Origin of the sequence: Kutzneria sp. 744, from assembly GCF_000568255.1 — a bacterium.
Classification (GTDB): domain Bacteria; phylum Actinomycetota; class Actinomycetes; order Mycobacteriales; family Pseudonocardiaceae; genus Kutzneria.
This window is the reverse complement of record NZ_KK037166.1, coordinates 4103381-4128123: the sequence shown is the minus strand read 5'-3', so window position 1 is coordinate 4128123 and position 24743 is coordinate 4103381. Positions and strand designations below refer to the sequence as shown.

At 69.5% G+C, this 24743-nt stretch carries 25 protein-coding genes; 14 read left to right on the top strand and 11 right to left on the bottom strand.

The features are described 5' to 3' along the window. The 8 genes from KUTG_RS18495 to KUTG_RS18460 all read right to left on the bottom strand — a co-directional run. Window positions 1-533, bottom strand: a 533-nt coding sequence (locus tag KUTG_RS18495) for a glycosyltransferase family 2 protein (protein ID WP_043729800.1), incomplete at its 3' end; no start/stop codon positions are given. A gap of 51 nt (window positions 534-584) precedes the next feature. Continuing rightward, window positions 585-1763 carry a glycosyltransferase family 4 protein gene (locus KUTG_RS18490; RefSeq protein ID WP_043718454.1) on the bottom strand — a complete coding sequence of 393 codons (1179 nt, stop codon included), beginning with the start codon at window positions 1761-1763 and terminating at the stop codon, window positions 585-587. Further along, on the bottom strand, window positions 1753-3084 hold the full coding sequence (locus KUTG_RS18485; protein ID WP_043718452.1) for a nucleotide sugar dehydrogenase: 1332 nt from the start codon (window positions 3082-3084) through the stop codon (window positions 1753-1755). The genes KUTG_RS18490 and KUTG_RS18485 overlap by 11 nt, the downstream gene beginning before the upstream one ends. 65 nt (window positions 3085-3149) lie before the next feature. Further along, window positions 3150-4199: a GNAT family N-acetyltransferase gene (locus KUTG_RS18480; protein WP_043718450.1), complete on the bottom strand. Its 1050-nt coding sequence runs from the start codon at window positions 4197-4199 to the stop codon at window positions 3150-3152. Continuing rightward, window positions 4199-5113 carry a glycosyltransferase family 2 protein gene (locus KUTG_RS18475; protein WP_043718449.1) on the bottom strand — a complete coding sequence of 305 codons (915 nt, stop codon included), beginning with the start codon at window positions 5111-5113 and terminating at the stop codon, window positions 4199-4201. Before KUTG_RS18475 ends, KUTG_RS18480 begins: the two co-directional genes overlap by 1 nt. 53 nt (window positions 5114-5166) lie before the next feature. Beyond that, window positions 5167-5835 (bottom strand): polysaccharide deacetylase family protein, encoded by a 669-nt coding sequence (locus tag KUTG_RS18470; protein ID WP_043718447.1) that lies wholly within the window; start codon window positions 5833-5835, stop codon window positions 5167-5169. Window positions 5836-5901: 66 nt separating this feature from the next. After that, window positions 5902-6813 carry an NAD-dependent epimerase/dehydratase family protein gene (locus KUTG_RS18465; protein ID WP_043718445.1) on the bottom strand — a complete coding sequence of 304 codons (912 nt, stop codon included), beginning with the start codon at window positions 6811-6813 and terminating at the stop codon, window positions 5902-5904. 1 nt (window position 6814) lies between these two features. Then, the gene (locus KUTG_RS18460) at window positions 6815-8308 is read right to left on the bottom strand and encodes a sugar transferase (RefSeq protein WP_052394885.1); all 1494 of its coding nucleotides are present in this window, start codon (window positions 8306-8308) and stop codon (window positions 6815-6817) included. 448 nt (window positions 8309-8756) lie between these two features. Between KUTG_RS18460 and KUTG_RS18455 the strand changes: the two genes are divergently transcribed. Further along, window positions 8757-9770 (top strand): glycosyltransferase, encoded by a 1014-nt coding sequence (locus tag KUTG_RS18455; RefSeq protein ID WP_043718444.1) that lies wholly within the window; start codon window positions 8757-8759, stop codon window positions 9768-9770. Here the strand turns inward: KUTG_RS18455 and paaI are convergent. From paaI to KUTG_RS61405, 3 genes are all read right to left on the bottom strand, one after another. Beyond that, window positions 9727-10098, bottom strand: a complete 372-nt coding sequence (gene paaI / locus KUTG_RS18450) for a hydroxyphenylacetyl-CoA thioesterase PaaI (RefSeq protein WP_043718442.1) — start codon at window positions 10096-10098, stop codon at window positions 9727-9729. The genes KUTG_RS18455 and paaI overlap by 44 nt on opposite strands. A 4-nt stretch (window positions 10099-10102) precedes the next feature. After that, window positions 10103-11251: a PucR family transcriptional regulator gene (locus KUTG_RS18445; RefSeq protein ID WP_043718440.1), complete on the bottom strand. Its 1149-nt coding sequence runs from the start codon at window positions 11249-11251 to the stop codon at window positions 10103-10105. 123 nt (window positions 11252-11374) lie between these two features. Then, the gene (locus tag KUTG_RS61405; RefSeq protein WP_043718439.1) at window positions 11375-12604 is read right to left on the bottom strand and encodes a DUF6801 domain-containing protein; all 1230 of its coding nucleotides are present in this window, start codon (window positions 12602-12604) and stop codon (window positions 11375-11377) included. Between the two features lie 164 nt (window positions 12605-12768). Between KUTG_RS61405 and KUTG_RS18435 the strand changes: the two genes are divergently transcribed. The 13 genes from KUTG_RS18435 (at window position 12769) to KUTG_RS18370 (ending at window position 24718) form a co-directional block, all read left to right on the top strand. Beyond that, the gene (locus KUTG_RS18435; RefSeq protein ID WP_052394880.1) at window positions 12769-13503 is read left to right on the top strand and encodes a DUF427 domain-containing protein; all 735 of its coding nucleotides are present in this window, start codon (window positions 12769-12771) and stop codon (window positions 13501-13503) included. Between the two features lie 47 nt (window positions 13504-13550). Next, window positions 13551-14693 (top strand): outer membrane protein assembly factor BamB family protein, encoded by a 1143-nt coding sequence (locus KUTG_RS53585; RefSeq protein ID WP_157494617.1) that lies wholly within the window; start codon window positions 13551-13553, stop codon window positions 14691-14693. A 71-nt stretch (window positions 14694-14764) separates the two neighbouring features. Then, on the top strand, window positions 14765-15244 hold the full coding sequence (locus tag KUTG_RS18420) for a hypothetical protein (RefSeq protein ID WP_043718437.1): 480 nt from the start codon (window positions 14765-14767) through the stop codon (window positions 15242-15244). A 131-nt stretch (window positions 15245-15375) separates the two neighbouring features. Beyond that, complete coding sequence (locus KUTG_RS18415; protein WP_157494616.1) at window positions 15376-16032, top strand: hypothetical protein; 657 nt, start codon at window positions 15376-15378, stop codon at window positions 16030-16032. After that, window positions 16032-16952, top strand: coding sequence for an ABC transporter ATP-binding protein (locus KUTG_RS18410; protein WP_052394870.1), 921 nt, complete (start codon window positions 16032-16034; stop codon window positions 16950-16952). Before KUTG_RS18415 ends, KUTG_RS18410 begins: the two co-directional genes overlap by 1 nt. Continuing rightward, the gene (locus tag KUTG_RS18405; RefSeq protein ID WP_043718436.1) at window positions 16949-17698 is read left to right on the top strand and encodes an MlaE family ABC transporter permease; all 750 of its coding nucleotides are present in this window, start codon (window positions 16949-16951) and stop codon (window positions 17696-17698) included. The genes KUTG_RS18410 and KUTG_RS18405 overlap by 4 nt, the downstream gene beginning before the upstream one ends. Window positions 17699-17756: 58 nt before the next feature. Then, window positions 17757-18542: an MlaE family ABC transporter permease gene (locus KUTG_RS18400; RefSeq protein ID WP_052394868.1), complete on the top strand. Its 786-nt coding sequence runs from the start codon at window positions 17757-17759 to the stop codon at window positions 18540-18542. Next, window positions 18539-19678: an MCE family protein gene (locus tag KUTG_RS18395; RefSeq protein ID WP_043718432.1), complete on the top strand. Its 1140-nt coding sequence runs from the start codon at window positions 18539-18541 to the stop codon at window positions 19676-19678. The genes KUTG_RS18400 and KUTG_RS18395 overlap by 4 nt, the downstream gene beginning before the upstream one ends. A gap of 52 nt (window positions 19679-19730) precedes the next feature. Next, window positions 19731-20747: an MCE family protein gene (locus KUTG_RS18390; RefSeq protein WP_043718431.1), complete on the top strand. Its 1017-nt coding sequence runs from the start codon at window positions 19731-19733 to the stop codon at window positions 20745-20747. Then, window positions 20744-21730, top strand: a complete 987-nt coding sequence (locus tag KUTG_RS18385; protein WP_043729791.1) for an MCE family protein — start codon at window positions 20744-20746, stop codon at window positions 21728-21730. The genes KUTG_RS18390 and KUTG_RS18385 overlap by 4 nt, the downstream gene beginning before the upstream one ends. After that, window positions 21730-22701, top strand: coding sequence for an MCE family protein (locus KUTG_RS18380; RefSeq protein WP_052396612.1), 972 nt, complete (start codon window positions 21730-21732; stop codon window positions 22699-22701). Before KUTG_RS18385 ends, KUTG_RS18380 begins: the two co-directional genes overlap by 1 nt. After that, window positions 22701-23627 carry an MCE family protein gene (locus KUTG_RS18375; RefSeq protein WP_043718429.1) on the top strand — a complete coding sequence of 309 codons (927 nt, stop codon included), beginning with the start codon at window positions 22701-22703 and terminating at the stop codon, window positions 23625-23627. Before KUTG_RS18380 ends, KUTG_RS18375 begins: the two co-directional genes overlap by 1 nt. After that, window positions 23627-24718 (top strand): MCE family protein, encoded by a 1092-nt coding sequence (locus KUTG_RS18370; RefSeq protein ID WP_043718427.1) that lies wholly within the window; start codon window positions 23627-23629, stop codon window positions 24716-24718. The genes KUTG_RS18375 and KUTG_RS18370 overlap by 1 nt, the downstream gene beginning before the upstream one ends. The last annotated feature ends 25 nt before the right edge of the window (window positions 24719-24743 follow it).

The following is a 24743-nucleotide window of genomic DNA, read 5'->3' as shown; positions in this document are numbered from 1 at the left end:
CGCTCCAGCGGCGTGAACGACCGGTGCACCCAGCCGTCGTCGGAGATGACATCGGGCAACGGGAACGCCTTGGCGTGACCGTCCTTGGACAACACGTACACGCCGACGCCGGCCAGCACCCGGCTCGGCGCAATCAGCCGATCGTGTACCCGGTGCACGCGCCGGGCGACGCGGCTGGCGCCGGCCAGGTCCCACCGCGGCTCGGGCGCGCACGCCAGCACGCCGGGCCGCTCCAGCGCCGACACGAGCTCCCGCAGCGACTGCGTGGTGAGCTCGATGTCGGCGTCCAGGTACACGCGCGGGAAGTCCCGGCACGTGTCGTCGCCGAGGCGCAGGGCGTGCGCCTTGCCGCCGTACGGGGTCTCCACCACCCGCACTCCGTACTGCCGCGCCACGGCGGCGGTGTCGTCCGTGCAGGCGTTCGGCACGACGACAACGTCGAACTCGTCCTCGTCGGCCTCCGCGAGCAGGGTGCTCAGGCAGCGCCCGAGCACCGCCTGCTCGTTGTGGGCGGGGATGACAACACTGGTCATGGTGGTTCCACGGTGGTCACCGAAGCGGCGTCAGTCAAGCCGGGGGTCAGCTCAGGTCAGTGCCGCAGCGTACGCCGCCAGCAGGGCCTTGCGGGAGTTCTCCCACGACAGCGGGCCGGCCACCCGGGCCCGGCCCAGCTCGCCCATGCGCTTGCGCTCGGCCGGGTCGTCGAGCAGCTTGACCACGAGCTTGGCGAACTCGGACTCGTCGTTGGCCGCGGCGTACACCGCCGCCTCGTCGGCCGACACGCGCGCCTCGACCAGGTCGAAGGACACGATCGGCTTGGACATCGCCATGTACTCCATGATCTTGTTCATGGTGGAGACGTCGTTGAGCGGGTTGAGCGGGTCCGGCGCGAGGCACACGTCCGCGGCCGACAGGTAGCGCAGCAGGTCGGCGTCGCTGACCCGGCCGGTGAACTCGACCAGATCGTCGAGGCCGAGCTCGTGCGACAGGGCCACCATCTGGTCGAAGGTGTCGCCGCCGCCCATGAACACGGCGTGCCAGTCGGTGCGCCCGAGCTCGTCGCGCATGCGGGCCAACGACCGTAAGGCATAGTCGACGCCGTCCTGCGGGCCCATCACACCCAAGTAGCACAACAGGTGCGGCTTGCCCTTCTTCAGCTCCTCCTCCGGCGGCACCTCGTGGAAACGCTCCACCGCCGGCGCGCTGCGGACCACGAACACCTTGCGCGCGTCCATGTCGCCCCGCTTGAGGGCCACCTGCCGGTAGCTCTCGTTGGTGGAGATCACCACGTCCGCCGCGCGGTAGGTGGACCGCTCCAGCCGGCACACCCCGCGGTAAAGGAAGTCCTCGCCGCGGTTGAACCGCGACAGGTACAGCTCCGGCACCAGGTCGTGCTGGTCGAAGATGAACTTCGCGCCGCCGCGCTTGAGCCAGCGCGCCACCAGGAACAGCAGGTCCGGCGGGTTGCAGGCGTGCACCACGTCGACCGGCCCGATCTTGCGGGCCAGCCGGAAGGTGTGCCACACCGCGGCGGTGTACTCGAACAGATAGCCCTGGGGGCCGCCGGTCGCCGCCTTGAGCGGATACCGGTGGATCTTCACCCCGTCGATCTCGGCGTACGGTTCACGGTCCTGTTTCGTCCCCTGTGGACAGATGACGTGCACGTCCCAGCCGGCGTCGCGCAGCGCCTTGCTCTCCTGCCACACGCGGCGGTCGAACGGGACGGACAGGTTCTCCACCAGGATGAGTGCTTTACCAGCCAAGGCCCACGTATCCAGGTCGTTCCCGGCGCAGCTCGGCGTCGGGAAGGCGGACGAGGTCGACGATGACGCGCTCGCCCACGGTGTTGAATTCCGCGGGGTCGAGCGCTTCCAGGACGGCGTCGTCCCGGCATCCGATGACGCACACTTCGGAATGCGCCATCACCTCGGTGACGGAATTGCTGAGCAGCTCGCCGAGATGCGGCAGCCGGCTCTCGATGTACTCGCGGTTCGCGCCCATCAGTCGTGACAGCGTCACATTGGCGTCGTAGATGCGGAGGTCGTACCCCTTGCCCAGCAGGCGCTCGGCCAACTCGACCAAAGGGCTCTCACGCAGGTCGTCGGTTCCCGGCTTGAAGGAAAGGCCGAACAGGCCGATTCGTCTTCGCCCGGTCGCGGCGATGAACTCGAAGGCGCGCTTGAGGTGTTCCTCGTTGGACGGCAGCACGTGCGACAGCAGCGGCACCGACACGTCGGCCCGGCGTGCGGCGTACACCAGGCCGCGCAGGTCCTTGGGCAGGCACGAGCCGCCGAAGGCGAAGCCGGGCCGGAGATAGGCCGGGCTGACGTTGAGCTTGCGGTCGGCCAGGAACACGTCCATCACGCGGTGCGAGTCCACGTTCAGTGCGCGGGCCACCGAGCCGAGCTCGTTGGCGAAGGCGATCTTCAAGCCGTGGAAGGCGTTGTCCGCGTACTTGGTCATCTCGGCCACCGGCACCGGCACCCGGAACACCTCGCCCGGCAGGCCCTCGTACAGCGCGGCCACCACGTCGCCGCTGGCCGTGTCGAACTCGCCGATCACGGTCTTGGGCGGGTCGAAGAAGTCGCGGACGCTGGTGCCCTCGCGCAGGAACTCCGGGTTCACCGCGACGCCGAAGTCCACGCCGGCGGTCAGGCCGGAGGACTTCTCCAGTATCGGCAGCAACAGGTCCAGACAGGTGCCCGGCAACATGGTGCTGCGCAGGACCACGGTGTGCCGGCCCGACTTGGCCGCCATGGCCGCGCCGATCTCCTCGCACACCCGCTCCAGGTAGACCGTGGACAGGCTGCCGTTGGGCGCCGACGGGGTGCCCACGCAGATCAGCGAGACGTCCGAGTCCGCGATCGCGTCGGCCACGTCGGTGGTGGCCCGCAACGCCCCGCTGGCAACGACTTCCGCTGTCAGCTCGCCGATCCGCTCCTCCACCACCGGGGCCTTGCCCGCGGCGATCAGGTCCACCTTGACCTGGTTGACGTCCACGCCCACCACGCGGTGCCCCTGTCCGGCAAGACATGCCGCCGAGACGCAGCCCACGTAACCGAGCCCGAACACGCTGATCTTCATCTTGGGATGCCTCCATCGCGCTCGACGTGGGCGCGCCCCTTTGATCGGGGGAGGCGGTCAACCCGTTACCTGCTGAGGTTCCGCAACCCTCGCACCACTCGGCGCAATCCCGGTGCCAGCGGGGAGTTCTTGGCCCCCGCTACCACGGCGTCGCCCAGTTTGCGCAGGGCCAGGCGGCTGGAACTACGGGTGACGATTCCTTGACACACGGTGGAATCACCGGTCTTGGCCCGGCGCTTGTACTCGTCGTCGCCGCGGCCCAGATCGATCCGGTCGATGCCCAGCGCGGGCGCGGCGATGGTGAGCTCGCGCAGCAGCATCCAGCCCGGGGCGAGCTTCGAGTGCTCGGGGGCGTACACCGGAAACCACCAGTGCAGCACGGAATCCGCGCGGATGCCGAAGTGAGCGGCGATCAAGTTCTCGCCGGCGTGCAGGGTCGACAGGATGCCGCCGAAGTCCCGGCCCCGAGTATGGAGCAAGCGGCGCAAGAGGTCGAGCCGATCGGGCTCCGCGAAGAAGTCCCTTGCGCCGGTTGCCCGATACTGGTCGCGCTTGAGTTCCACCAGTTGGCGCAACAGATCCTCGTCGACCACGTCGACCTGGAACTTGACCGGCCCCAGCTCGCGCTCGGCCTTGGCCGTCCGCCGCCGAGCCTGGGACATGTTGTCCCGCCCCGACTTCGTCGCCCGGGCGAGGTAGCCGTCCAGTCCGCCGCTCACGTCGACGTACGGCGACACCCGCCGCGACTGGATCCACGGCTCGAACTGGCCGACGCCGTCGACCAGGTGGTCGAACTCGAACGACCTGACCCCGCCGGAGAGCAGACCCAATGGCGAGAAGGACTCCCCGGCCGGCACGATCGGCCCCTGGAAGTCGGCGCCGGGCCACCCGACCGGCCGCAGCGTCGCTCCCTCACGGTGACCGGGCAGCAACGCTCGGATCTCGCCGGAGCCGTCCTCGTCCACCGCGACGTGCACGGTGCGTCCGCTTTCGTGCACGGCGGCGGCAAAACCGGGGTGGAAGTACGGGCTGTCCAGCGCCGGGTTGCCGGCCCGCAACCGGTGCCACGCGTCGAGTTCACGCTGCCCCAGCGCGTCGAACGTCAGCCAGCGCATCAGCCGGCCAGGCTCTGGATGCGCCGCGACGGTCGCAGCAGCGCGGCGACCGAGGCCTTGGCGGTCGGTCGGCCGGCCAGCGCCCGCGCGGATTCCCCCAGTACGACAGCGAAGTAGTAGGCCACGCCCGGCACGAAACCGCGGCGGCGACGGAACAGCTTCACCCTGTTCACTGTCAACAACGCGGCGAGCATCGGGTTGGTGTCGGCGTCGCCGCCGATGTGCTCGATCACGGCCGTCGGCTCGTACCACAGCGACCAGCCGCGGTCGGCCGCCCGGAGCGCGAACTCCGTCTCCTCGCTGTAGAGGAGGAAGGACTCGTCCCAGGGGCCGGTCTGTAGCAGGGCGTTCACGGAGATGAGCATCGCGGCCCCGGTCGCCCACACGGCCGGCGCCGGCCGCTCGTACTCGCGGGGATCGGTGACGAGCTCGCCCAGCGTGCCGATGCGCCCGGCCCTGGTGCCGCCGATCACCGCTTCCGCCCACGCTCTACCCACAGTGGGCATGCGACGCAAGGAAGGCTGCAGCGATCCATCCGGATTGACCAGCCGCGGCACGGCAATCCCGCAACCAGGCACTGTGAGTGCCTCTTGCAACGCCGCCAGCCCGCCGGCGGTGAGCCGGCAGTCGGGGTTGATCACCAGCACGGAGTCCAAGGTGGCCAGGTCCAGTTCGTTGACGCCGGCGTTGATGCCGGCGGCGTAACCGGCGTTCCGACCGATTTGGACGGTCCTCATCGGAAGGTCGGTGAACGACGCGGCCAGCTCCAGCGTGCCGTCGCGGGAGGCGTTGTCGACCACGACAACGTCGGTGAGATCGACACCCTCGGCTCCACCCGCCAACGAGCGTAGGCAGTCGCCCAGCACGTGCGCGCTGTTGTACGTGACGACCACGATCGCGGTCCGTGCCCTCATGTGCACGTCATCGTGCGCCGATCAGCACGCGTTACCGTTGTGGGGCAACCGCATCAGCCGCGCATCCGCTTCACCGCGCGTGCGGCCGTTCGGCGGACACGCAAGGGCAGGGACGGCTTCCCGGTCAGCACCTCGTGAGCCCAGGCGGCCTGGATGTCGTGGTGCAGGCTGTTGCGGGCCTGGAGCCAGGAATCGGCGTTGGCCCCGCCGCCGTCGCTCGTGTAGACCCGCTGCACACCGGCCGTCTTCAGGCGTCGCAGCACATGCCGGTCGTAGGAGCCGAACGGGATCGCCACCTCGGTGACCGGGTTCTCGGTCAGCTCGGTCAGCACCCGGGTGGCGTGGGCGATCTCCTCGACCGCCTGCTCGTCGGTCAGCCGCCGCCAGTCGCGGTGGGCCCAGCCGTGCGAGCCGATCCGCATGCCGGCGCCCTGGATCTCGCGCACGTCCGAGCGGTCGAGCCGGCCGGGCTCACCCAGGAGCCCGGCCAGCACGAAGAAGTCCGCCTTCAGCCCGCGTTCCACCAAGCGGGGCAACGCGATCTCGACGTCGGAGACGTTGCCGTCGTCGAAGGTGAGTCGCACGTTGGGCTTGCCCATGGCCGCGTCGAGCACCTGCTCGAACTGCTCGACGCTGACCCAGGTCCTGTCCTCGTCCGGCTCCATCGGTCGGTCGGTCGGACCGATCCCGTGCACGGTCAGATTGACGACCGAGACAGACATGACTCGTCCCCACCTCCAGCGAACCGTACCGGTTGTGGGGAATATCGGACGTAACGGCTGTTTTCGTTACAGGGCAGAGGAATAGTAGTCGGCCGTACGGCGTAGGCCGGTCTCCAGGTCCACCTGCGGGCGCCAGCCGAGCACACCCGCCGCGTCCTCGATGTCGGCCACCTGCGCGTGGTCGAGCGGACGGTCCGCGATGGCCCCGTACCGCGGCAGCTGGTGCGCGCCGATGATCTTGGCCAGGAGCTCGATGGTGTCCCGGATCGACAGCTGGCTGCCCGATGCGATGTCGAACACCCGCCCCGGCGCCTGGTCGCAGACCGCCGCGGCCAGGAACGCCTCGACCACGTCGTCGACGTAGACCCAGTCCACCATACGGGTGCCGCTGGTCAGCTCCGGCGACTCCCCGCGCAGCAATGCCGTTGTCACGTACGGGATCAGCTTGCGCACGTCCCGCTGTCCCGGTCCGTAGACCATGCCGATGCGCAACGTCGTCACCGGCACGTCCCACAGCTCGTGGAACATCCGCGCGTAACCGGAGACGGCCCACTTCGCCACCGCGTACGGGGAGGACGCCACCGCGGCGCCGTCCTCGGGCCGCGGCTCCTCCACAGATCCGGCCAGCACCAGCCGTCCGGACGGCGCCCAGTCGGCGACGGCCGTCAGCAGGTTCACCGCGCTGTCGAGATTGCTGGTCAGCGTTGGCCGGACCATGCGCACCTCGCGCGCACCGGTGACCTCGCTGGCCAGGTGGAACACCACATCCGGTTGTGCGGCACGGACCACCGAGCTGACCTGGTCGGCGTCGCAGAGATCCGCGACATGCCAGGTCTGCCCGCCGTCCACGTGCGCCCGGACCTTCCTGCTCACCGCGTGCACCACCGCGCCGAGCTCGGTGAGCCTGCCCACCAGATGGGAGCCGATGAACCCGGTCGCCCCGGTCACCAGCGCCCTGACCCCCAGCCAGCCGCCCACCTCAGTACGCCCCCTGACCGCTGAAGACCGCTCGCACGGTCTTCCACAGGATGATCGCGTCGAGGGCCAGCGACCAGTCCTCCACGTAGCGGAGGTCCAGTCGCAGCGCCTCCTCCCACGGCAGGTCGCTGCGCCCGCTGATCTGCCACAGCCCGGTCAGGCCCGGCTTGACCAGCAGTCGCCGTCCCGCGTCGGAGCCGTACTGCTCGACCTCGTGCGGCAGCGGCGGCCGCGGCCCGACCAGCGACATCGCGCCGGTGAGCACGTTGATCAGCTGCGGCAGCTCGTCGAGCGAGTACCGCCGCAGCAGCCGGCCGGGGCCGGTGACCCGGGGGTCCTGGCGCATCTTGAACAGCGGCCCCGCGCCCTGGTTGCTGGCCCGCAGCTCGTCCAGCAGCGCGTCGGCGTTGACCACCATCGTGCGGAACTTCCACATGGTGAACGGTTTTCCGCTGTGGCCGACCCGCTTCTGCCGGAACAGCACCGGGCCGCCGTCGTCGATCTTGACGAGCACGGCGATGGCCAGCAGCACCGGGGCCAGCATGGTCAGCAGCACCAGCGCGCCGATCCGGTCGACGATGCTCTTGATCACCCGCTTGGCCCGGCCGAAAGTGGGTGTCTGCACTCGCAGCAGCGGCATGCCGACCACACCGGACACGTGCAGCCGCGGCCCGGTCAGCTCCATCAGCACCGGCGCGACCACGAGCTCGGACTCGGTGTCCTCCAGCTCCCAGGCCAGCCGCTGCAGCTGGCGCGGCGTCCAATAGGGATCCGCGGCCACGGCGACGACCCGATAGCCACCCGGTTGTGCCCGTTCGGTCAGGTCCCCGAGCGCGCCGACCACCGGCACACCGGAGATCTCCTGCGTGCCGTCCAGGCCGTAGCCGTCCGGCGTGCACACGGCCTCGACCCGCCAGCCGTTGTGCGGCTCCTTGCGCGTGCGGGCGATCAGATCGGCCGCCCACGCCGCACTTCCGGCCGCCATCACCGGCAGCAGGCACTCACCCTTGCCCCGTCTGCTGTGCAGCAGCCTACGCAGCAGATAGCGGCCGGGGAAAGCGATTGCCCCGACCGCCGGAACCACGAAGAACACCCATAACCGCAGGTGCGTCAGCTCGAAGGCGACGCCGGCCACCGACAGTGTCACTGCGGTCGCGACGAGCGCCTTGCCGAGTCTTCGGAACTCCTCCGCGCCCTGGCCCAGGATCTTGGGGTCCCAGGCCCGGTTGGCGGGCAGCGCGGCAACCACTATGAGTAGAGCGGCGACGCTGACCAGCCGCGGCAGCTGGCCGAGGTAGTCCGGCAGTTCCCGTCCGATCAGGACGGTGGCCAGGAGCGTGGCGGCCGCGGTGGCCAGCACGTCGGACATGATCACAGCGGTGCGGTACCGGCTCTCCCACACGGTCAGTGGCGACCGGTGGTGCCGGTGCCGGCCGTGGAACCGGGTGGTCGTGACGGCCAACAGGTGCGAGTGTTCGGGCGGCAGCAGTGCCATCCTGGGGGTCCCCCTCGGTTGCCCTCTCATACACATTCCCTTGTGCAGGACCGACTGCGACGACCTCGCGCCGGCGAGGGCGCTACGTCAACTGTGATGGATCAGGAGAAAGAGGTGGACGTCCACGATCCTTCTCGGGTTTCGCGGCTGCCTCGTTACAGCGGCTCTTTCGCTTTGCTGGCAACACATCCCCGACGATCACTCGCCCGAGGGAACGGCTGAGCTGTTAAGCGCATCGGCGTTGCTGCGTTTGCCGTAGCGACCCTCACGTCAATTACCGACAGTGACAACAGCTCCGGCGGTGTGGTCGCGGATTGGGCTGAACGGCGGCATAACCCGGGAGGGGGTGCCGTAGTTGAACCGGGTGCGGCCCCACGGGGTCGTAACGTCGGGGCCCCGGGCTCGATGTGCGGGGCATCTGACGTCTCTAGTGGAGTGGAGTGCCGGTATGCGCGTCACCTTCGTGTGTCCGACACCGGTTGTCGGTGCGCAGGTGATCCAGGGATATGCCGACGAGTTGGCGGCCCGTGGCCACGAGATCAGCGTGGTCCGGCTGCGCGACAGGCTCGGGCTGCGGGTGCCCGGCTGGTCGCGCAGGGGACGCGGGCCGTCCTCGGTGCGGGTCGTGACGACCGCACGGCTGTCCCCGGACGCCGTGCCCGACGGGGATGTCGTGCTGGCGACCGATGCCAGCACGTCGAAGCTGCTGCCCGAGTTGTCCGACCGCCACGGTCGGGCAGGGCAGCTGGTTCAGTCCCGTGAGCAGTGGGGGGCGGACCCTGAACTACGACTGGCCGTGCCCAAGATCGCCACGTCGGAGCGCCTCGCCGGCGTCCTGAATGGACTCGGTGTGCCCAGCTCTGCCGTGACAGTCGTGTCGCAGGGGCTCAACCTCGCGGTCTTCCGGCCGCCACATCCGGCGCTACCGCGCGGGCACCGGGTGAGTGTGCTGGTCGAACCGGACTCCGGGGCGGCGACCGCGCTGGAGGCGTTGGAACGGACCCGGGCCTTGTTGCCCACGATGGAGGTCACCGCCTTCGGCTCCGGTCGCCGCCCGGAGCAGCTCCCCAGCTGGATCCGCTATCTGAGGTCGCTGCCCACCTACGAGCTGGTGCGCCAGGTGTACCAGCGCGACGCCGTCCACCTGGGAACCGCGGCCAGCGCGGCCCGGGCGATGGCGTGCGGCTCGGCGGTGGTCGGCGTCCGCGGCAGCGCCCTGTCCGACTTCGCCGAGCACGACCGGGACAGCCTGCTGGTCGAGCCGGACGACGCCAACGCGATGGCGGAGTCGCTGGTTCGGCTGATGCTGGACCGCGAGCTGCGCACCCGGCTGGTGGCCGGGGGTTTCCACACCGCGTCGGCCATGGACAGCGAGGACTCGGTCGTGGCGCTGGAGAAGGCGCTGCGCGGGTGGACCCTCAGCTCCCAGTCTGTCGGCTCTGCCCGCGAAACTCCGCGATGACGACACCGTCCGTTCGGCTGACCGTCACGTCGTAGATGCCGTTTCGGCCAAAACGATCGCGTTCGGTCGCCCTTGCGACGAGTTCGTCCCCCAGCACGGCCGGCCGCAGGAAGGTCACCTGACCCGACTGGGCGACGGTGACGGGCCCGTAGCTGTTGCACGCATAGGCGAACGCGGTGTCGGCGAGCAGGAACACGTAACCGCCATGGACGATGTCGTGGCCGTTGAGCATCTGCTCGGTGACGGTCATGGTCGCGGTGGCGGCGCCGGGCTCGTCCTGACGGATGACGATGCCCAGGGCCTTGCTGGCGTGGTCGCGGTCGTACACCCGGTCAACGATGCCGCAGCGCGATCTCCAGTTCCAGCCGGCGGACCGGGTCGTGGATGCGGTCGCCGACGAGCTGGTCGATCTGGTGCATGCGGTAGCGGACGGTCTGCGGGTGCACGCTGAGCCGCGCGGCGATGTCGTTGACGCCACCGCGTGTGTCCAGCCAGGCCAGCAGCGTGGCCTTCAGCCGCTCGCGCTGCTTGGCCGTGAGGTCGTCGAACGGGGCGAGGCTGCGGCGGCCGAGCTCGTCGAGCAGGAACTCGTCGGCGTGGCACAGCAGCGTGAGCAGGTGGTCGTCACATCGGACGATCGGACCGTCGATGACGCCCCGTTTCGCCAGCGCCACGGCCCGGCGCGCCAGCTTCAGCGACTGCCGCGCCTGGCTCAGCGGCACGGTCGGGCCAATCGCCAGCGCCAGCGGGAGGGTCAAGCTGCGGGCCAGCAAGCGGACGGTTCGGTCCGGATCGGCGGCGAGGATGCAGCCGCCGTCGGTGAGGCAGTCCGGGGCGTGAGGCGCGGGCGTGTCATCGGCCAGGGCGATCATGGCGGCCTGGGCCGGGAGCGGCCAGTCGGCGGCGATCGCCTGAGCCTCAATCGATTCCGTAGGGCTCGGCGGGTCGGCGAGGATCAGTCGCAGCAGCTCCGCCCGCTGGCGCCCGTCGCCGGCCTCGGCCCGGCGCTGCGCGTCCGCGTAGCCCTCGACGGCCACTCGGCACAGCTCGTCGACGTAGGCGAAGATCGCCTCCGCGGTGAGCAGCAGCACCTCCGGCGGGATGCCGAGCTCGCGGCCGGCCTTGGACAGGTTGCGCCAGGCGGCGCGGGCCCCGACCCGGACCGCCGTCTGCATCGACTCGGTGGTGCGGCCCTCGGTGAACTCCACCCGGCCGACGTAGCGGAACCAGGCCGTCCACTCCTGGGACGACACCTGGGGATTGCCGACGCTGTCGAAGCAGTGCACGATCGCCCGCTCCACCCCGCCCACCAGCACCTGGCCGAATTTCCCGCGCAGCGGCCGGGCATACGCCGGCACGGACCGCTGGATCTCGTGCACGACCTCGCGGGCCAGTCGGCCGGCATAGGGTCGGAAGCGGGCCCCGAGATGGCTGGGCAGCCGGGCCCACAGCTGGTTCGCGTCATTGCGGACAGCCGTCATGGCCTCGACGATACGGTCGCGTGTCAAAAAGATTCTGAATTCTTGTCACGAATGGAGCATGTTTCGGCGGGAATTTATATGGGGCTGACAGGGAAGGCCGCCGACGGCGGCCCTCCCTCGTGCTCAACTCGCTTTCAGGGTGAGATCGATCGTGTTGCCGGGGCCGGTGGCCAGTGCGCTGATGAACGGGGTGAACGGGCCGCAGCCGGTGAGCGGGGCGAGGGCGTAGTCGCCGGCCAGGGTGCCGCCCTTGAGCACGTCGAAGCCGGGGCCGGAGGTCATCTTGACCACCGACGGCCGGCTGGTGCCGCAGGCCGCGGACCGGCTGATCGGCAGGCCGAACACGCTGATCTGCGGCATCTTCACGGTCAGCTTCGAGGTCGCGTCCAGTGCGCCGTTGGCCACCGCGCCGGTGGTCGGGCCCTGGGGCTGGAAGGCGATCTTGGTGGTGACCGGGATGAAGCCGAACATGGCGAACCGGGCGCTGGTCGGGTCCAGGGCCAGATCGGCGGTGTACCTGCTGGTGCCCAGGTCGAGCTTGGCGGTGATGCCGCCGCGGATCGGCACCGTGCCGTGCAGGCGCTTGATCTCCGAGCTGCCCTTGATCGCGTAGCTGTAGGTGATGGTGCCGGGGGCCGCGGTGGTCGTGGTCGTGGGCTTCGTCGTTGTGGTCGTCGTGGTTGTGGTGGCGGGCGGGGGAGTTGTCGTGGTCGTGGTCGTCGGGGGCGGGGTGGTGGTCGTGGTCGGCGGCGGGCCGTCAGCGACCTGGAAGCTGATCAGCTGCGCGTCCTGGCCCGGGTTGAGCGTGCAGTCCGAGGTGAAGGTGCCGAGGCCGGTCGGTGTGCCGTCGGCCTTCTTCGGCGTGAGCGTGGTGGAGAAACCGCCGACCGTCACGGTCGTGGTGCCGGCCTTGGTGATCGTCGCCGTCGGCACCGGGCCGGAGGCCACCGTGTCGAAGGCGCCGGAGTCCGGCACCGGCGTCGACGGGATCACCAGGCCGGGAATGGTGATGTCCAGCGGCGTGCCGGCCTCGTTCAGCGTCACGCCGGCCTGCGCGGAGCCCTCGATCGTCTTGGCCCCGACCAACGCCAGCCCCTGCGTGGCGGTGGGCGGAACCGTTGCCGTGGCCGAGAAATCCGTCGTCACGAGATCGCCGCCCACCGTGGCCGGCGCGGCCATGCTCGCCTGGATCCGGACGTTGAGCGTCTGGTTGCCGATCAGCGGGAAGGGACACGTGAACGCCAGCGTCTTGTCCACCGGGGTGGATGCGGCCGACGACACGCCCGCGCCGACGGCAAGGCCCGTCAGCACGAGCGCGGCCGCCGTGGCCACCCCCAATGTTCGATGATTCACAGCCGTCCTTCTTTCGTGTGTTCACACGCGATTGGAGAACGCGTTCGCCCGAAGCTAATGAGGGCGTTCCTGGTCGGCAAGAACGGCTGTGAAAGTTGCGGCCCGCTGACAGGTTTGCCCGGTGCGGAATTGCTCACGCCGTGACAAGAACCTAGGCTCCTGTCGTGACGCACGACTACCCCTCGGCGCCGGTGCAGGCCGGCCACAGCGAGCCCGTGCCGCGACGGGTTCGAGCCGTCCTCGGCGGCCGGACGGTCTTCGACACCACGAACGCCCGCTACGTCTGGGAATGGCCGTTCTATCCCCAGTACTACATCCCGCTGGCCGACATCGACACCTCGCTGCTCGTGGACGAGGACCGCGAGCAGCACCTGCGGCACGGCCTCGCTCGCCGGCACGGGCTGCCCGGAAAGCCCGGCGCCGCCCACGTGTTCTCCGACGGCCTGGTCAAGTTCGACTGGGACGCCCTGGATTCCTGGTTCGAGGAGGACGAGGAGATCTTCGTCCACCCCCGCAACCCGTACACCCGGGTCGACGCGCTGCGGTCCACCCGCACCGTCCGGGTCGAGCTGGACGGCGTGGTGCTGGCCGAGTCCTCGTCGCCGGTGATGGTCTTCGAGACGGGGCTGCCCACGCGCTACTACCTCAACCGCACCGAGGTGGACTTCGCCCACCTGGTGCCGTCGTCGACCGAGACCGCCTGCCCGTACAAGGGGCGGACCACCGGGTACTGGTCGGTGCGGACCGGGTCCGGGGTGCACCCGGATCTGGCCTGGTGCTACGACTTCCCGACCCGGCAGTTGCTGCCCATCGCCGGCATGGTCGCCTTCTACAACGAGAAGGTCGACATCTTCGTGGACGGTGTCGAGCTGGAGCGGCCGGCCACGCACTTCTCGTAGTGCTTCCGTAAGGGTTTTCCGGGCCACCGTGCGGCTACGGTGGTGTGGTGCGGAAGTTGCTGCTGGCCATGGCTTTGCTGCTCGTCGGTGGCTGCGCCGCACCGATGGCGACTGCGCTCCCCTCGCAGTCGCCGGGCGCCGCCACGTGGGCTCCCTGGCCCTCTGCGCTGCACGATGCCCGCCACAGCGGTTCGTCCACATCGGACGGCCCTGTGCGCGGCGTCGTGCGGTGGCAACGACATCTGGAAGGCGCCGTCACGCCCGGGCCGGTGATCGGGCCCGGCGGCGCCGTCTACGCCTCGTCCACGGCCGGGATCCTGCACGCCATCGACCCCGTCAGCGGCGAGGACCGGTGGACGTACGACTCGCACTACACCGGCGGCGGGGACCTCTCCGTGTCGCCGCTGGTGCTGCCCAGCGGCGACATCGTGTGGCCGCTTCCGGGTCCACGGCTGTTGGTTCTGTCTCCATCCGGTGCGCTGCTGTGGTCGGCCGCGCTGCCCGGCACCCCGACCTCACCGGCCTCCGTCGACGGCAACCGGATCTACGTCGGCGACCTCTCCGGCCACGTCAGCGCCCTCGACGTCCGTTCGCACAGTCTGCTGTGGACGGTCAGTGTCGGCGGCACCTCCTATGGTTCCGTCGTCACCGATGGATCGCGGGTCTACACCACCGCCGACTCTGGCGTCACCGCCGTCGACGCCAATGGGGCGGTGGTGTGGCACCGCGACCCGCACGACGACATCACCGAGGTCTCCGCCGGGCTCGCTCCGGACGGCACGGTGTTGTTGGGCACCAACGGTTCTCACGAGTGGGCCTACCATCCGGACGGCTCCCAGGCGTGGAGCGCGCCCCGGTTCATCACCTACTCCTCACCGGTCATCACCACCACTGGCCTGGCCTACGTCGGCGATCATGGCGGCACGGTCACCGCCTTCGACGTCCGCACCGGCTCCGTGGTCAAGTCGTATCGGCTCAACGGCGCGGAGATCTGGAGTTCCACCGTCCTCGACCGGGCCTATCGCCTGTACTACGCCACCCAGACCGGGCACGTCTACGGGCTGGCCCCGGACGGCGGCACCCTGTTCGACGTGAACGTCGGCGGGCCGGTCGACTCCTATCCGGCGCTCTCGGCCGACGGCGCGTTGATCGTAGGCTCCCGCAACGGACTTCTCACCGCCATCGGCTAGAAACTGTGCGCCAGTGACAAATTCCGTGGTGTGCCTTGTCTGGTGCCGCGAGCCGGGATGACCCTGCGTGGATGATTCGCCTCGCGCCGCTGCTCAGCCTGTTCCTGATCGCCGCTTGCGCCGCCCCACCGCCGGCCCCCGACCCGGATGCCCCCGCGATCGCCTGGGCGGCAAAGGTTTGCGCCGCCACGCCGCAGATCACCGTGGCCCCGCAGGAGACCGCCGCCGACCTCGGGGCCTTCGTCGACACGCTCGCCGGTGCCCTCACCAAGGAGGCCGCGGCCATCCGGGCCGCCGGCCCGCCGCCCGTCCCCAACGCCGGGCCGACTGTCGCGCGCGCCCTAGCCACCCTCGACGCCGCGCAGGAGTCGTTGCGTCAGGCCAGATCCCGCTTGGGCCAGGTCCGGCCCGGGGACACGGGCTCCCTCCAGCAGGCCGTCGCCGACGTCAACGCCGGCATGGCCGGACTGGCCGACGCCGGCGATCCCAAGGCCACCCTGCGCCAGAACACCGCCCTCGACCGGGCCTTCGACAAGGCCATCGGCTGTTGAGTTCGTAGTGGCCACGACGTGGAATTTGTATCGGCTTGACAATTTCTCGGGGCCGGCGGGGAATTCCTTGTCGGGCTGCCTACCCGTGAGTAGCGTCCGGCGGCAGTCAATTTCTCGTCGATGGGAAATTCATGGTTAAGCGGTGGTTGGCGCTGGCCTTCCTGATCGGCTGCGCACTCGGCACGGGCCCCTCGGCCGGTGGGGCTCCGGCTCCGGCCACCGACAATCCGCCGATGCCCGTGCACTATCGCGTGGACACCACGACCCGGGTGGCCAAGCTGGGTTCGGACCTCGTTGTCGGGCCGGGGCGGCTGGACGGGCAGTTCGTGATCGTGCCGGGCAGCAACCCGCTGCGGGTGGAGATCACCGGCGATCTGGCGCTGCCGCCGGCCGACAGCTACTTCGTCGCCTTCAGCTTCATGCCGGCCACGGCGACGATCACCGTGACCTCCACCGCCCCGGTGGAATCCGTGCTGCTGAACGGAACCCTGACCGCGACCACCCGCCTGACCTTTGCGCTGAGCAACACCAAGGTGCACGGGGTGCCGCTGGCCGTGGGCCCCAACTGCCGCACCGACGAGGTGGCGATCGTGCAGAGCGGGCCGTTCACCAGCCCGCTGTCCACCGGCACGATCTCCGGCGCCTTCGTCATCCCGCCGTTCCACCACTGCGGCGTCACCGAGAACCTCGATCCGCTGTTCACCGGCCTCGTCTCCGGCCCCGGCAACACGTTGCGCACGATGCTGACGTTCCTCTGCGGCGGCACCGCGACCTGCGAGGAGCGCTGATGGGCGTGCAGATCGACGTGCAGGGGCTGTCGAAGTCCTTCGGCCGCCAGACCATCTGGCAGGACGTGTCGATGACCCTGCCGGCCGGCGAGCTCAGTGTCCTGTTGGGACCGTCGGGCACCGGGAAGTCCGTGTTCCTCAAGTGTTTGGTCGGCCTGCTGCGGCCGGAGCACGGGCGGATCATGGTCAACGGCGTGGATCTGTGCCGCTGCACCGAATCCGAGCGCTACCAGCTGCGCAAGCTGTTCGGCGTGCTGTTCCAGGACGGTGCGCTGTTCGGCTCGATTACCGTGTACGACAACATCGCGTTCCCGCTGCGGGAGCACACCCGCCGCACCGAAGCCGAGATCCGACGGGTGGTCCACGACAAGATGGAGCTCGTCGGCCTGGCCGGGGCCGAGCACAAGCTGCCCGGTGAGATCTCCGGCGGCATGCGCAAACGCGCCGGCCTGGCCCGTGCCCTGGTGGGAGACCCGGAGATCATCCTGTGCGACGAACCCGACTCCGGACTCGACCCGGTCCGCACCGCCTACCTCAGCCAGCTGCTGGTCGACCTGAACGCGCAGATCGACGCCACGATCCTCATCGTCACCCACAACATCAGCGTGGCCAGGACCGTGCCCGACAACCTCGGCATGCTCTACCGCCGCCGCCTGGTCGGCTTCGGTCCCCGCGAGATCCTGCTGACCAGCGAGGAACCCGTCATCGCCCAGTTCCTCGGCGGCCACCGCCACGGCCCGATCGGCATGAGCGAGGAGAAGGACGCCGTGCTCGCCGCCGCCGAGGGAACGTGGACCCGGACGCTGCCGGAGATCGTCCCGCAACTGGAGCCGAGCCCGGGATTGCCGGTGCGCCAAGCGGTACGCCGTCGTCAGGAACGGGTACGGGCGATGCTGGCGGTCGGGAGCGTGCCCAGATGACCGCCGTGGGGCAGATGTTCGCGCTGGGCCTGGAGGTTCTGCGACAGCTGCTGCGTCGCCCGTTCCAGTACCGCGAGCTGGTCGAGCAGTTCTGGTTCGTGGCCAGCGTTTCCATCCTGCCCTCGATGCTGGTGTCGATCCCGTTCGGGGCGGTGATCGGGTTGGAGCTGGGCTCGCTCACCTCGCAGATTGGCGCGGAATCGTTCGACGGAGCGGCCAGCGTGCTCGCGGTCGTGCAGCAGGCCAGCCCGATCGTCACCACGCTGATCATCGCCGGGGCGGGCGGCTCGGCCATCTGCGCGGACCTGGGGTCGCGGACGATCCGCGAGGAGATCGACGCCATGGAGGTGCTGGGGGTCTCGCCCGTGCACCGGCTGGTGGTGCCGCGAGTGCTGGCGGCCACGTCGGTTGCCGTGCTGCTGAACGGAATGGTGAGCGTGGTCGGGGTGGCCGGCGGCTACTTCTTCAACGTGGTGATGCAGGGCGGAACCCCGGGCGCGTACGTGGCGAGCTTCGCGGCCTTGGCCCAGCTGCCGGACCTCTGGGTGAGCGAGCTGAAGGCGATGATCTTCGGCTTCCTGGCCGGCGTGGTCGCCTCCTACCGGGGGCTGCACCCGCGCGGCGGCCCGAAGGGCGTCGGCGACTCGGTGAACCAGTCGGTGGTCATCACGTTCCTGCTGCTGTTCCTGGTCAATGCCGTGATCACCGCGGTGTACCTGCGGATCGTGCCGGCGAAGGGAATGTGATGAAGAGGGTGGGCGTTCGGCCGCCATCGGTCCTTCCGGTCGCGGCGGCGGTGATCTGATGGAGGCGCTCGGCGATCAGCTCCTGTTCTTCCTCCGCGCGCTGGCGGCCATCCCGTTCGCTGTTCGCCGGCACTCCAAGGAGGTCGTCCGCCTGCTGGCCGAGGTGGGCTTCGGCTCCGGCGCGCTGGCGGTGATCGGCGGCACCGTGGGCGTCATGGTCGGCATGACGGTGTTCACCGGCGTTGTGGTTGGCCTGCAAGGGTATTCGGCGCTGAACCAGATCGGTGTGGCGGCGTTCTCCGGCTTCATGTCGGCCTACTTCAACACCCGGGAGATAGCGCCGCTGGTGGCCGGGCTGGCGTTGTCGGCGACGGTCGGCTCCGGCTTCACGGCCCAGCTGGGGGCGATGCGGATCGCCGAGGAGGTGGACGCGCTGGAGGTGATCGCGGTGCGGAGCCTGCCGTATCTGGTCAGCACCAGGGTGGTCGCCGGCTTCGTTGCCGTGGTTCCCTTGTACGCCATCGGCTTGCTGTGCTCGTACCTGGCGTCGCGGGAGATAACCGTGGTGTTCTACGGCCAGTCGGCCGGCACCTATGACCACTACTTCGCTTTGTTCCTGCCGCCCGACGATGTTCTCTACTCGTTCGGCAAGGTGCTGGTGTTCAGCGTGGTCGTGATGCTCGTGCACTGCTACTTCGGCTACCGTGCGACCGGCGGCCCGGCCGGTGTCGGCATCGCCGTCGGGAAAGCGGTGCGCACGACCATCGTCGCCGTGAGCATGCTGGACTTCTTCCTCAGCCTGGCCATCTGGGGCGCCACGACCACCGTCAAGGTGGCGGGATGAAGAAGCTGCTCGGCGCGGTCTACCTGACGATCATGGTCCTGGTCGTGGCGCTGTCGGTTGCCGTGTACCGCAAGGACTTCTCGTCGGTGGCGCTGGTGACGCTGCGGACCGATCGCGTCGGCAGCCAGTTGCATCTCGATGCCGAGGTGAAGCTCCGGGGCGTGGTGGTCGGCGCGGTCCGAGACGTGCATACCAATGGCAGCGGCGCGGAGGTCGATCTCGCGCTGCGGCCGGATCTGCTGCCCCGGATCCCGCGTGATGTCACCGCACGCCTGCTGCCGAAGACGCTGTTCGGCGAGCGGTACGTGGACCTCGTCGCCGGCCGGTCCGGTCCCGCGCTGGCCGACGGCGATGTGATCACCCAGGACCGGTCGGCGTCGGCCGTGGAGGTGGAGCAGGTGATCGGCGACTTGATGCCCATGTTGCAGGCTGTGCAGCCGCAGAAGCTGTCGTCGATCCTCAGCACCCTGGCGGGGGCGCTGGCCGGGCGAGGCGCGGCGCTCGGCCAGACCCTGGCCTGGCTCGGCAGCGATGTCGACGAGTTCACCCCGCACCTTGACGAGTTCACCGCGGGCCTTCGGGAACTGGCGCAGGTGACCGACAACTACAGCCGCATCGCGCCCGATGTCGTGCAGGCACTGTCGGATCTCACCACCACCAGCCGCACCATCGCCGACCAGCGGGCCAACTTGGCCAGTCTGTTCCAGAACCTCACCACCGGCGCCCAGGACCTGGAAACCTTCCTGCGGCGTAACGGAAGCAACATCATCCGCCTGTCGCAGACCAGCGTGCCGACGCTGAACCTGCTGGCCCAGTACTCGCCCGAGTATCCGTGCCTGCTGCGGGCGCTCACGGCCTTCGCGCCGGAGATGGACAAGGTGCTGGGCCAGGGCACCAACGAGCCCGGCCTGCACGTCACCGTGAATGTCCAGCCACCCAAGGGAAAGTACGTGCCGGGCCAGGATGCCCCCGTCTACGACGACAAGGGCGGCCCGTCCTGCTATCCCGTGACGGCAGCGCCGAACTCCGCGCAGGAGAACACCTTCATCGGGACGTTGCTGGGCAAGGACGTGCCGAGTTGGGGCAGCGTGCTCGTCGGGCCGCTCTACCGGGGCACGGAGGTGACGGTCGGGTGACCACTCTGCTCGAAACCGTGTTTCGGTGTGCCGGACAGCGTGACTCGCGGGGGTGGTGGGTGTGAAGGCCGCGCTGCTGAAAGGGCTGCTCTTTGTGCTGGTGACTGCGCTGGCCACGGGTGCCTTGGCGGTCGCCATTGCCGGGCCGGGTGGTGGGGAGACGGTGAACTACACCGCACAGTTCAGTAATGCCGTTGCGCTGGCGGTGGGGGACGACGTGAGGATCGCCGGGGTGAAGGTCGGGCAGGTGGAGGGGATCTCCATCGCCGACCGGAGGGTGGCGGAGGTCGAGTTTTCCGTGCAACGAGATCACCCCTTGCCTGCTTCTGTCACCGCCGCGATTAAGTACCGGAACCTGGTCGGCCAGCGGTACGTCTCCCTCGGCCAGGGGGCCGGCGACCCCAACCAGGTGCTCCCGCCCGGCGGCCAGATCCCCCTCGCCCGAACCGCCCCGGCCCTGGACCTGACCGCCCTGCTCAACGGCTTCAAGCCGCTGCTGCGGGCCCTGTCGCCCGGGGACGTCAACCAGATGGCCGGCGAGATCGTGCAGGTGCTCCAGGGCGAGGGCGGCACCGTCGACGACCTGCTGGCCCACACTGCCTCGCTCACCTCCACCCTGGCCCAGCGGGACCAGGTCATCGGCGAGGTCATCGGCCACCTCAACTCCGTGCTGACCCAGGTCAACGCCCATGACGACCAGCTGTCCACCCTCGTCACCACCACCCAGCAGTTGGTCAGCGGCCTCTCCGCCGACCGGGGCTCCCTCGGCGACGCCATCGGCGGGCTGTCCGGGCTCGCCGACGCCACCACCGCGCTGCTGGCCCAGGGCCGCCAGCCCCTCAAGGACGACATCGCCCAGCTCGGCGGCGTCGCCAGCACCCTCGCCGCCAACGAGGGGCTGGTCGACCGGTTCCTCACCAACCTCCCGGCCAAGCTCGACGCCATTGGCCGCACGGCGTCCTACGGCTCGTGGCTGAACTTCTACCTGTGCTCCGCCACCACCGACGCGCCAGCGCCGCCTGGCGGCACGACGCCGGGAATCCCCGTGACCGCCGGGAGGTGCCGATGAAACGCAGCTTCCTCGAACTCAACCCCGTTGTCGTCGCGATCGTGGGCGTGACCGTCACCGCGCTGGTCACCGCCGCTGTGTTCTTCGCCGACGAGCTGCCGTTCGGCACCACCGGCTACACCGCCTACTTCACCGAGACCGCCGGCCTGAAGCCGTCCGATGAAGTGGCGGTGGCCGGCGTGAAGGTGGGAGAGGTGACCGCTGTGACCTTGGACGGAGCCCAGGTGCGGGTCGGCTTCCGGGTCCACGGCGCCTGGATCGGGGACGCGACCACCGCGTCGATCGAGATCAAGACCCTGTTGGGGCAGAAGTATCTTCAGCTGGACCCCAAGGGAAGCGCCGACCAGAACCCCGGACAGCCCATCCCACGCCGCCGCACCGCCGCGCCGTACGACGTGGTGGCGGCGTTCGACGACCTGGCCTCGACCGTCACGCAGATCGACACCGGGCAGCTGGCCCAGAGCTTCAGCGTGCTGGCCGACACGTTCCGCAACGCCCCCGCCGAGATCAGGGCCACCGTCGACGGCCTGTCCAGCCTGTCCCGTACGATCTCCTCCCGCGACACCGAATTGCGGCAGTTGTTGGCCGGCACCAACAAGATCGGGCAGACACTGGCCGACCGGGACGAGCAGTTCCGCCGGCTCATCGGCGACGGGGCCCTGCTGCTCCAGGAGGTCAAGCAGCGCCGCCAGGCCATTGCCGGCCTGCTCACCGGGAGCGTCGCCCTGGGCCAGCAGCTCAAGGGACTCGTCGCCGACAACGCCGCCCAGCTTGGCCCCACGCTGACCCAGCTCGACCAGGTAACCGCTGTGCTGCAACGAAACCAGGCCAACCTCGACAAGGGCCTGGCGTTGCTCGGGCCCTACTACCGGCTGCTGGACAACGCCCTCGGTAACGGGCGCTGGATCGACTCCTACCTGTGCGGCCTCGTGCCGGCCACACCGGGCCGCGACTGCGTGCCGCCCGGCGCGAAGGGGAACTGATGAACCAGCTGATGAGCGTGCTCCTGGTCATCGCCAGCACGGTGTTCGGGCCGCTGCGGGTCACCGAGCCGCTGCACGTCACGGCCTACTTCGCCGAGACGGTAGGGGTGTACGCGGGCTCGGACGTGCGGGTGCTGGGCGTTCGTGTCGGCACGGTGGACGAGGTGCGCCCGGCGGGGACACAGGTGCGGGTGCGGCTCACGGTAGATCCCGGGGTGCGGATCCCGGCGGCGGTCAAGGCCGTGATCATGGCTCCCAGCCTGGTGTCGGACCGGTTCGTGCAGCTGGCGCCGGCCTACACGAGCGGACCGGAACTACCGCCCGACTCGACGATCAAGGAGGACGACACGGCCACGCCGGTGGAGCTGGACCAGCTGTACGGCAGCCTGAACCAGCTGGCCGCGGCGCTGGGCCCGAGCGGCGCGAATGCCAACGGGGCGTTGTCGGAGCTGGTGCAGACCGGAGCCGCGGTGCTCGACGGCAACGGGGCCAAGCTGAACGACACGATCAAGCAGCTGGGGGCGGCCGCCGGCACGCTGTCGGGGGCGAAGGACGACTTCACCGGCACCGTCGACACCCTCCAGAAGTTCACCGCCACGCTGGCCACCAGCGACGATCAGGTCCGCGACGTGACCGATCGGCTGGGCGAGGTGTCGGAGTTCCTGGCCCAGGACCGGGCCGATCTGGGCGCGGCCCTCCAGGAACTGGTCGGGGCGCTGGCCCAGGTGAAGCAGTTCATCCAGGACAACCGGGGCCGCATCGCGTCCAATGTGGACAAGCTGGCGGCGGTGAGTCAGGTGCTGGCCAAGGAGAAGGCCTCGCTGGACGAGGCGCTGAAGGTGGCGCCGCTGGCCGTGGGCAATGTGCTCAACGCCTACGACCCGGCGACCAAGTCCCTGTCGGGGCGGGCGAACATCCGGGAGTTCGCGCCGGGTCAGCTGCCGGTCCTGCCGCTGCCGGGGGTGGGCTGATGCGAAAGTTCTTGGTACTGGCCACAGTTCTCCTCGCCACGGCCTGTGCGCTGCCCGGCGGCGCGGATGTGGGAAGCCGGCCGTATCACGTGACGGCGCAGTTCGGGGACGTGCTGGATCTGGTGCCGCAGGCGGCGGTGAGGGTGAACGACGTGCCGGTGGGGCGAGTGGACTCGGTGCGGCTCGCGCCGGACGGGTGGAGCGCGCTGGTGGCGATGGCGGTGAACGGCAATGTGCGGCTGCCGGCCGATGCCCATGCGTACCTGAGGCAGTCGAGCCTGCTGGGGGAGAAGTTCGTGGAGCTGGCGGCCCCGGCCAACTCCCGGGCGGCCCAGCTGGCCGACGGGGCGAGCATCCCGCTCAGCCGGACGAACCGGAACCCTCAGGTGGAAGAGGTCCTGGGCGCCCTGTCGATGGTGCTGAACGGCGGTGGCGTGGCGCAGGTCCAGACGATCACTCGTGAGGTGAACAACGCCCTGAACGGCAACGAGGGCAACGTCCGGGATCTGCTGTCCAAAATAGACACCGTCGTCAGGAATGTTGACAGTCACCGGGACGACATCGTCAAGGCGCTGGACGGCATGGCCAAGCTGGCCAAGACCTTGGACGACCGGAAGGGCCAGATCACCGCGGCGATCGACGGCCTGACGCCGGGAATGACCGTGCTGGCGGAGCAACGGGACAGCCTGACCAAGATGGTGGACGCGCTGGACCGGCTGTCCGCCACCGCGGTGGACACGGTCAACCGGAGCCGGGACGACCTGGTGGCCGATCTGAAGGCCCTGCAACCGACGCTGCAACAGCTGGCCAAGGCCGGCGACACCCTGCCGAAGGCGTTGCAGGTGCTGGTCACCTTCCCCTTCACCGACCAGGTGCTCGACGACATCAAGGGCGACTACCTCAACGTCTACCTCAAGGACCACTGATGCTGACCCGTGGAGTCCGCCTCAAAGTGGTCGCGTTTCTGCTGATCGGCCTCGCGGCGGTGGCCGTCGTCGCCGCGCGGTACGTGGGCCTGTTCGGCAGCGGCGGCTACACCGTGACGATGAAGCTGGCCGACGCCGGCGGCATCTTCCCCAACGCCGAGGTGACGTACCGAGGCGTGCCGGTCGGCCGCGTCCACACGGTCGACCTCGCCGATGACGGCGTGGACGTGGCGCTGGACCTCAACCAGTACGACATCCCCCAGGACGTCGAGGCCACGGTGGCGAACCGGTCGGCGGTGGGGGAGCAGTACGTGGACCTCAAGCCGAGGAGGCCGGACGGGCCGACGCTGCACCAGGGGTCGGTGATCCCCCAGAGCGCCACCAAGATCCCGCTGCCGGCGCAGACCCTGCTGACCAACATCGACAGCCTGGTGCAGAGCGTGCCGGAGGACTCGCTGCACACCCTCGTCGACGAGCTGGACACGGCAACCCACGGCACGACCACGGATCTGCAAACCCTGTTGGACAGCACGCATTCCTTCGTCGGGGCGGCCACCGAGCACATGCCGCAGCTCACGCAGCTGGTCCAGGACTCGGCGACGGTGCTGCACACCCAGAACGACGAAGCCCAGGCGCTGACCCAGTTCGGCGCCAACGCCAAGCTCATCGCCGACCAGCTCCGGAGTTCCGACGCCGACCTGCGCAGCCTGATCGGCACCGTGCCGCAGCTGTCGGTGCAGGTCAGCCAGCTGATCCGGGACACCGACCCGAGCCTGGGCGTGCTGATCGCCAACCTGCTGAGCACCGCCACGGTGGCCCTCGGCCGGCACGACGCCCTCCAGGAGCTGCTGATCTCCGCCCCGCCGGCGATTGCCGCCGGCGCCAACGCGATCGCCGGCGGAACGGCCAACTTCGGGCTGTCGCTGACCTTCTTCGATCCCCTCGGCTGCACCGCCGGCTACGACGGCACCGACCGTCGCACCGGCCTCGACGCCGCCGCGGGCCATCCCCTGAACACCCAGGCCCGCTGCACCCTGCCGCCCAGCTCGGGCACGGGCGTCCGCGGCGCCCAGAACGCCCCCAACGGATGAGCTTGGAAGGCGGCATTCCTGGCGT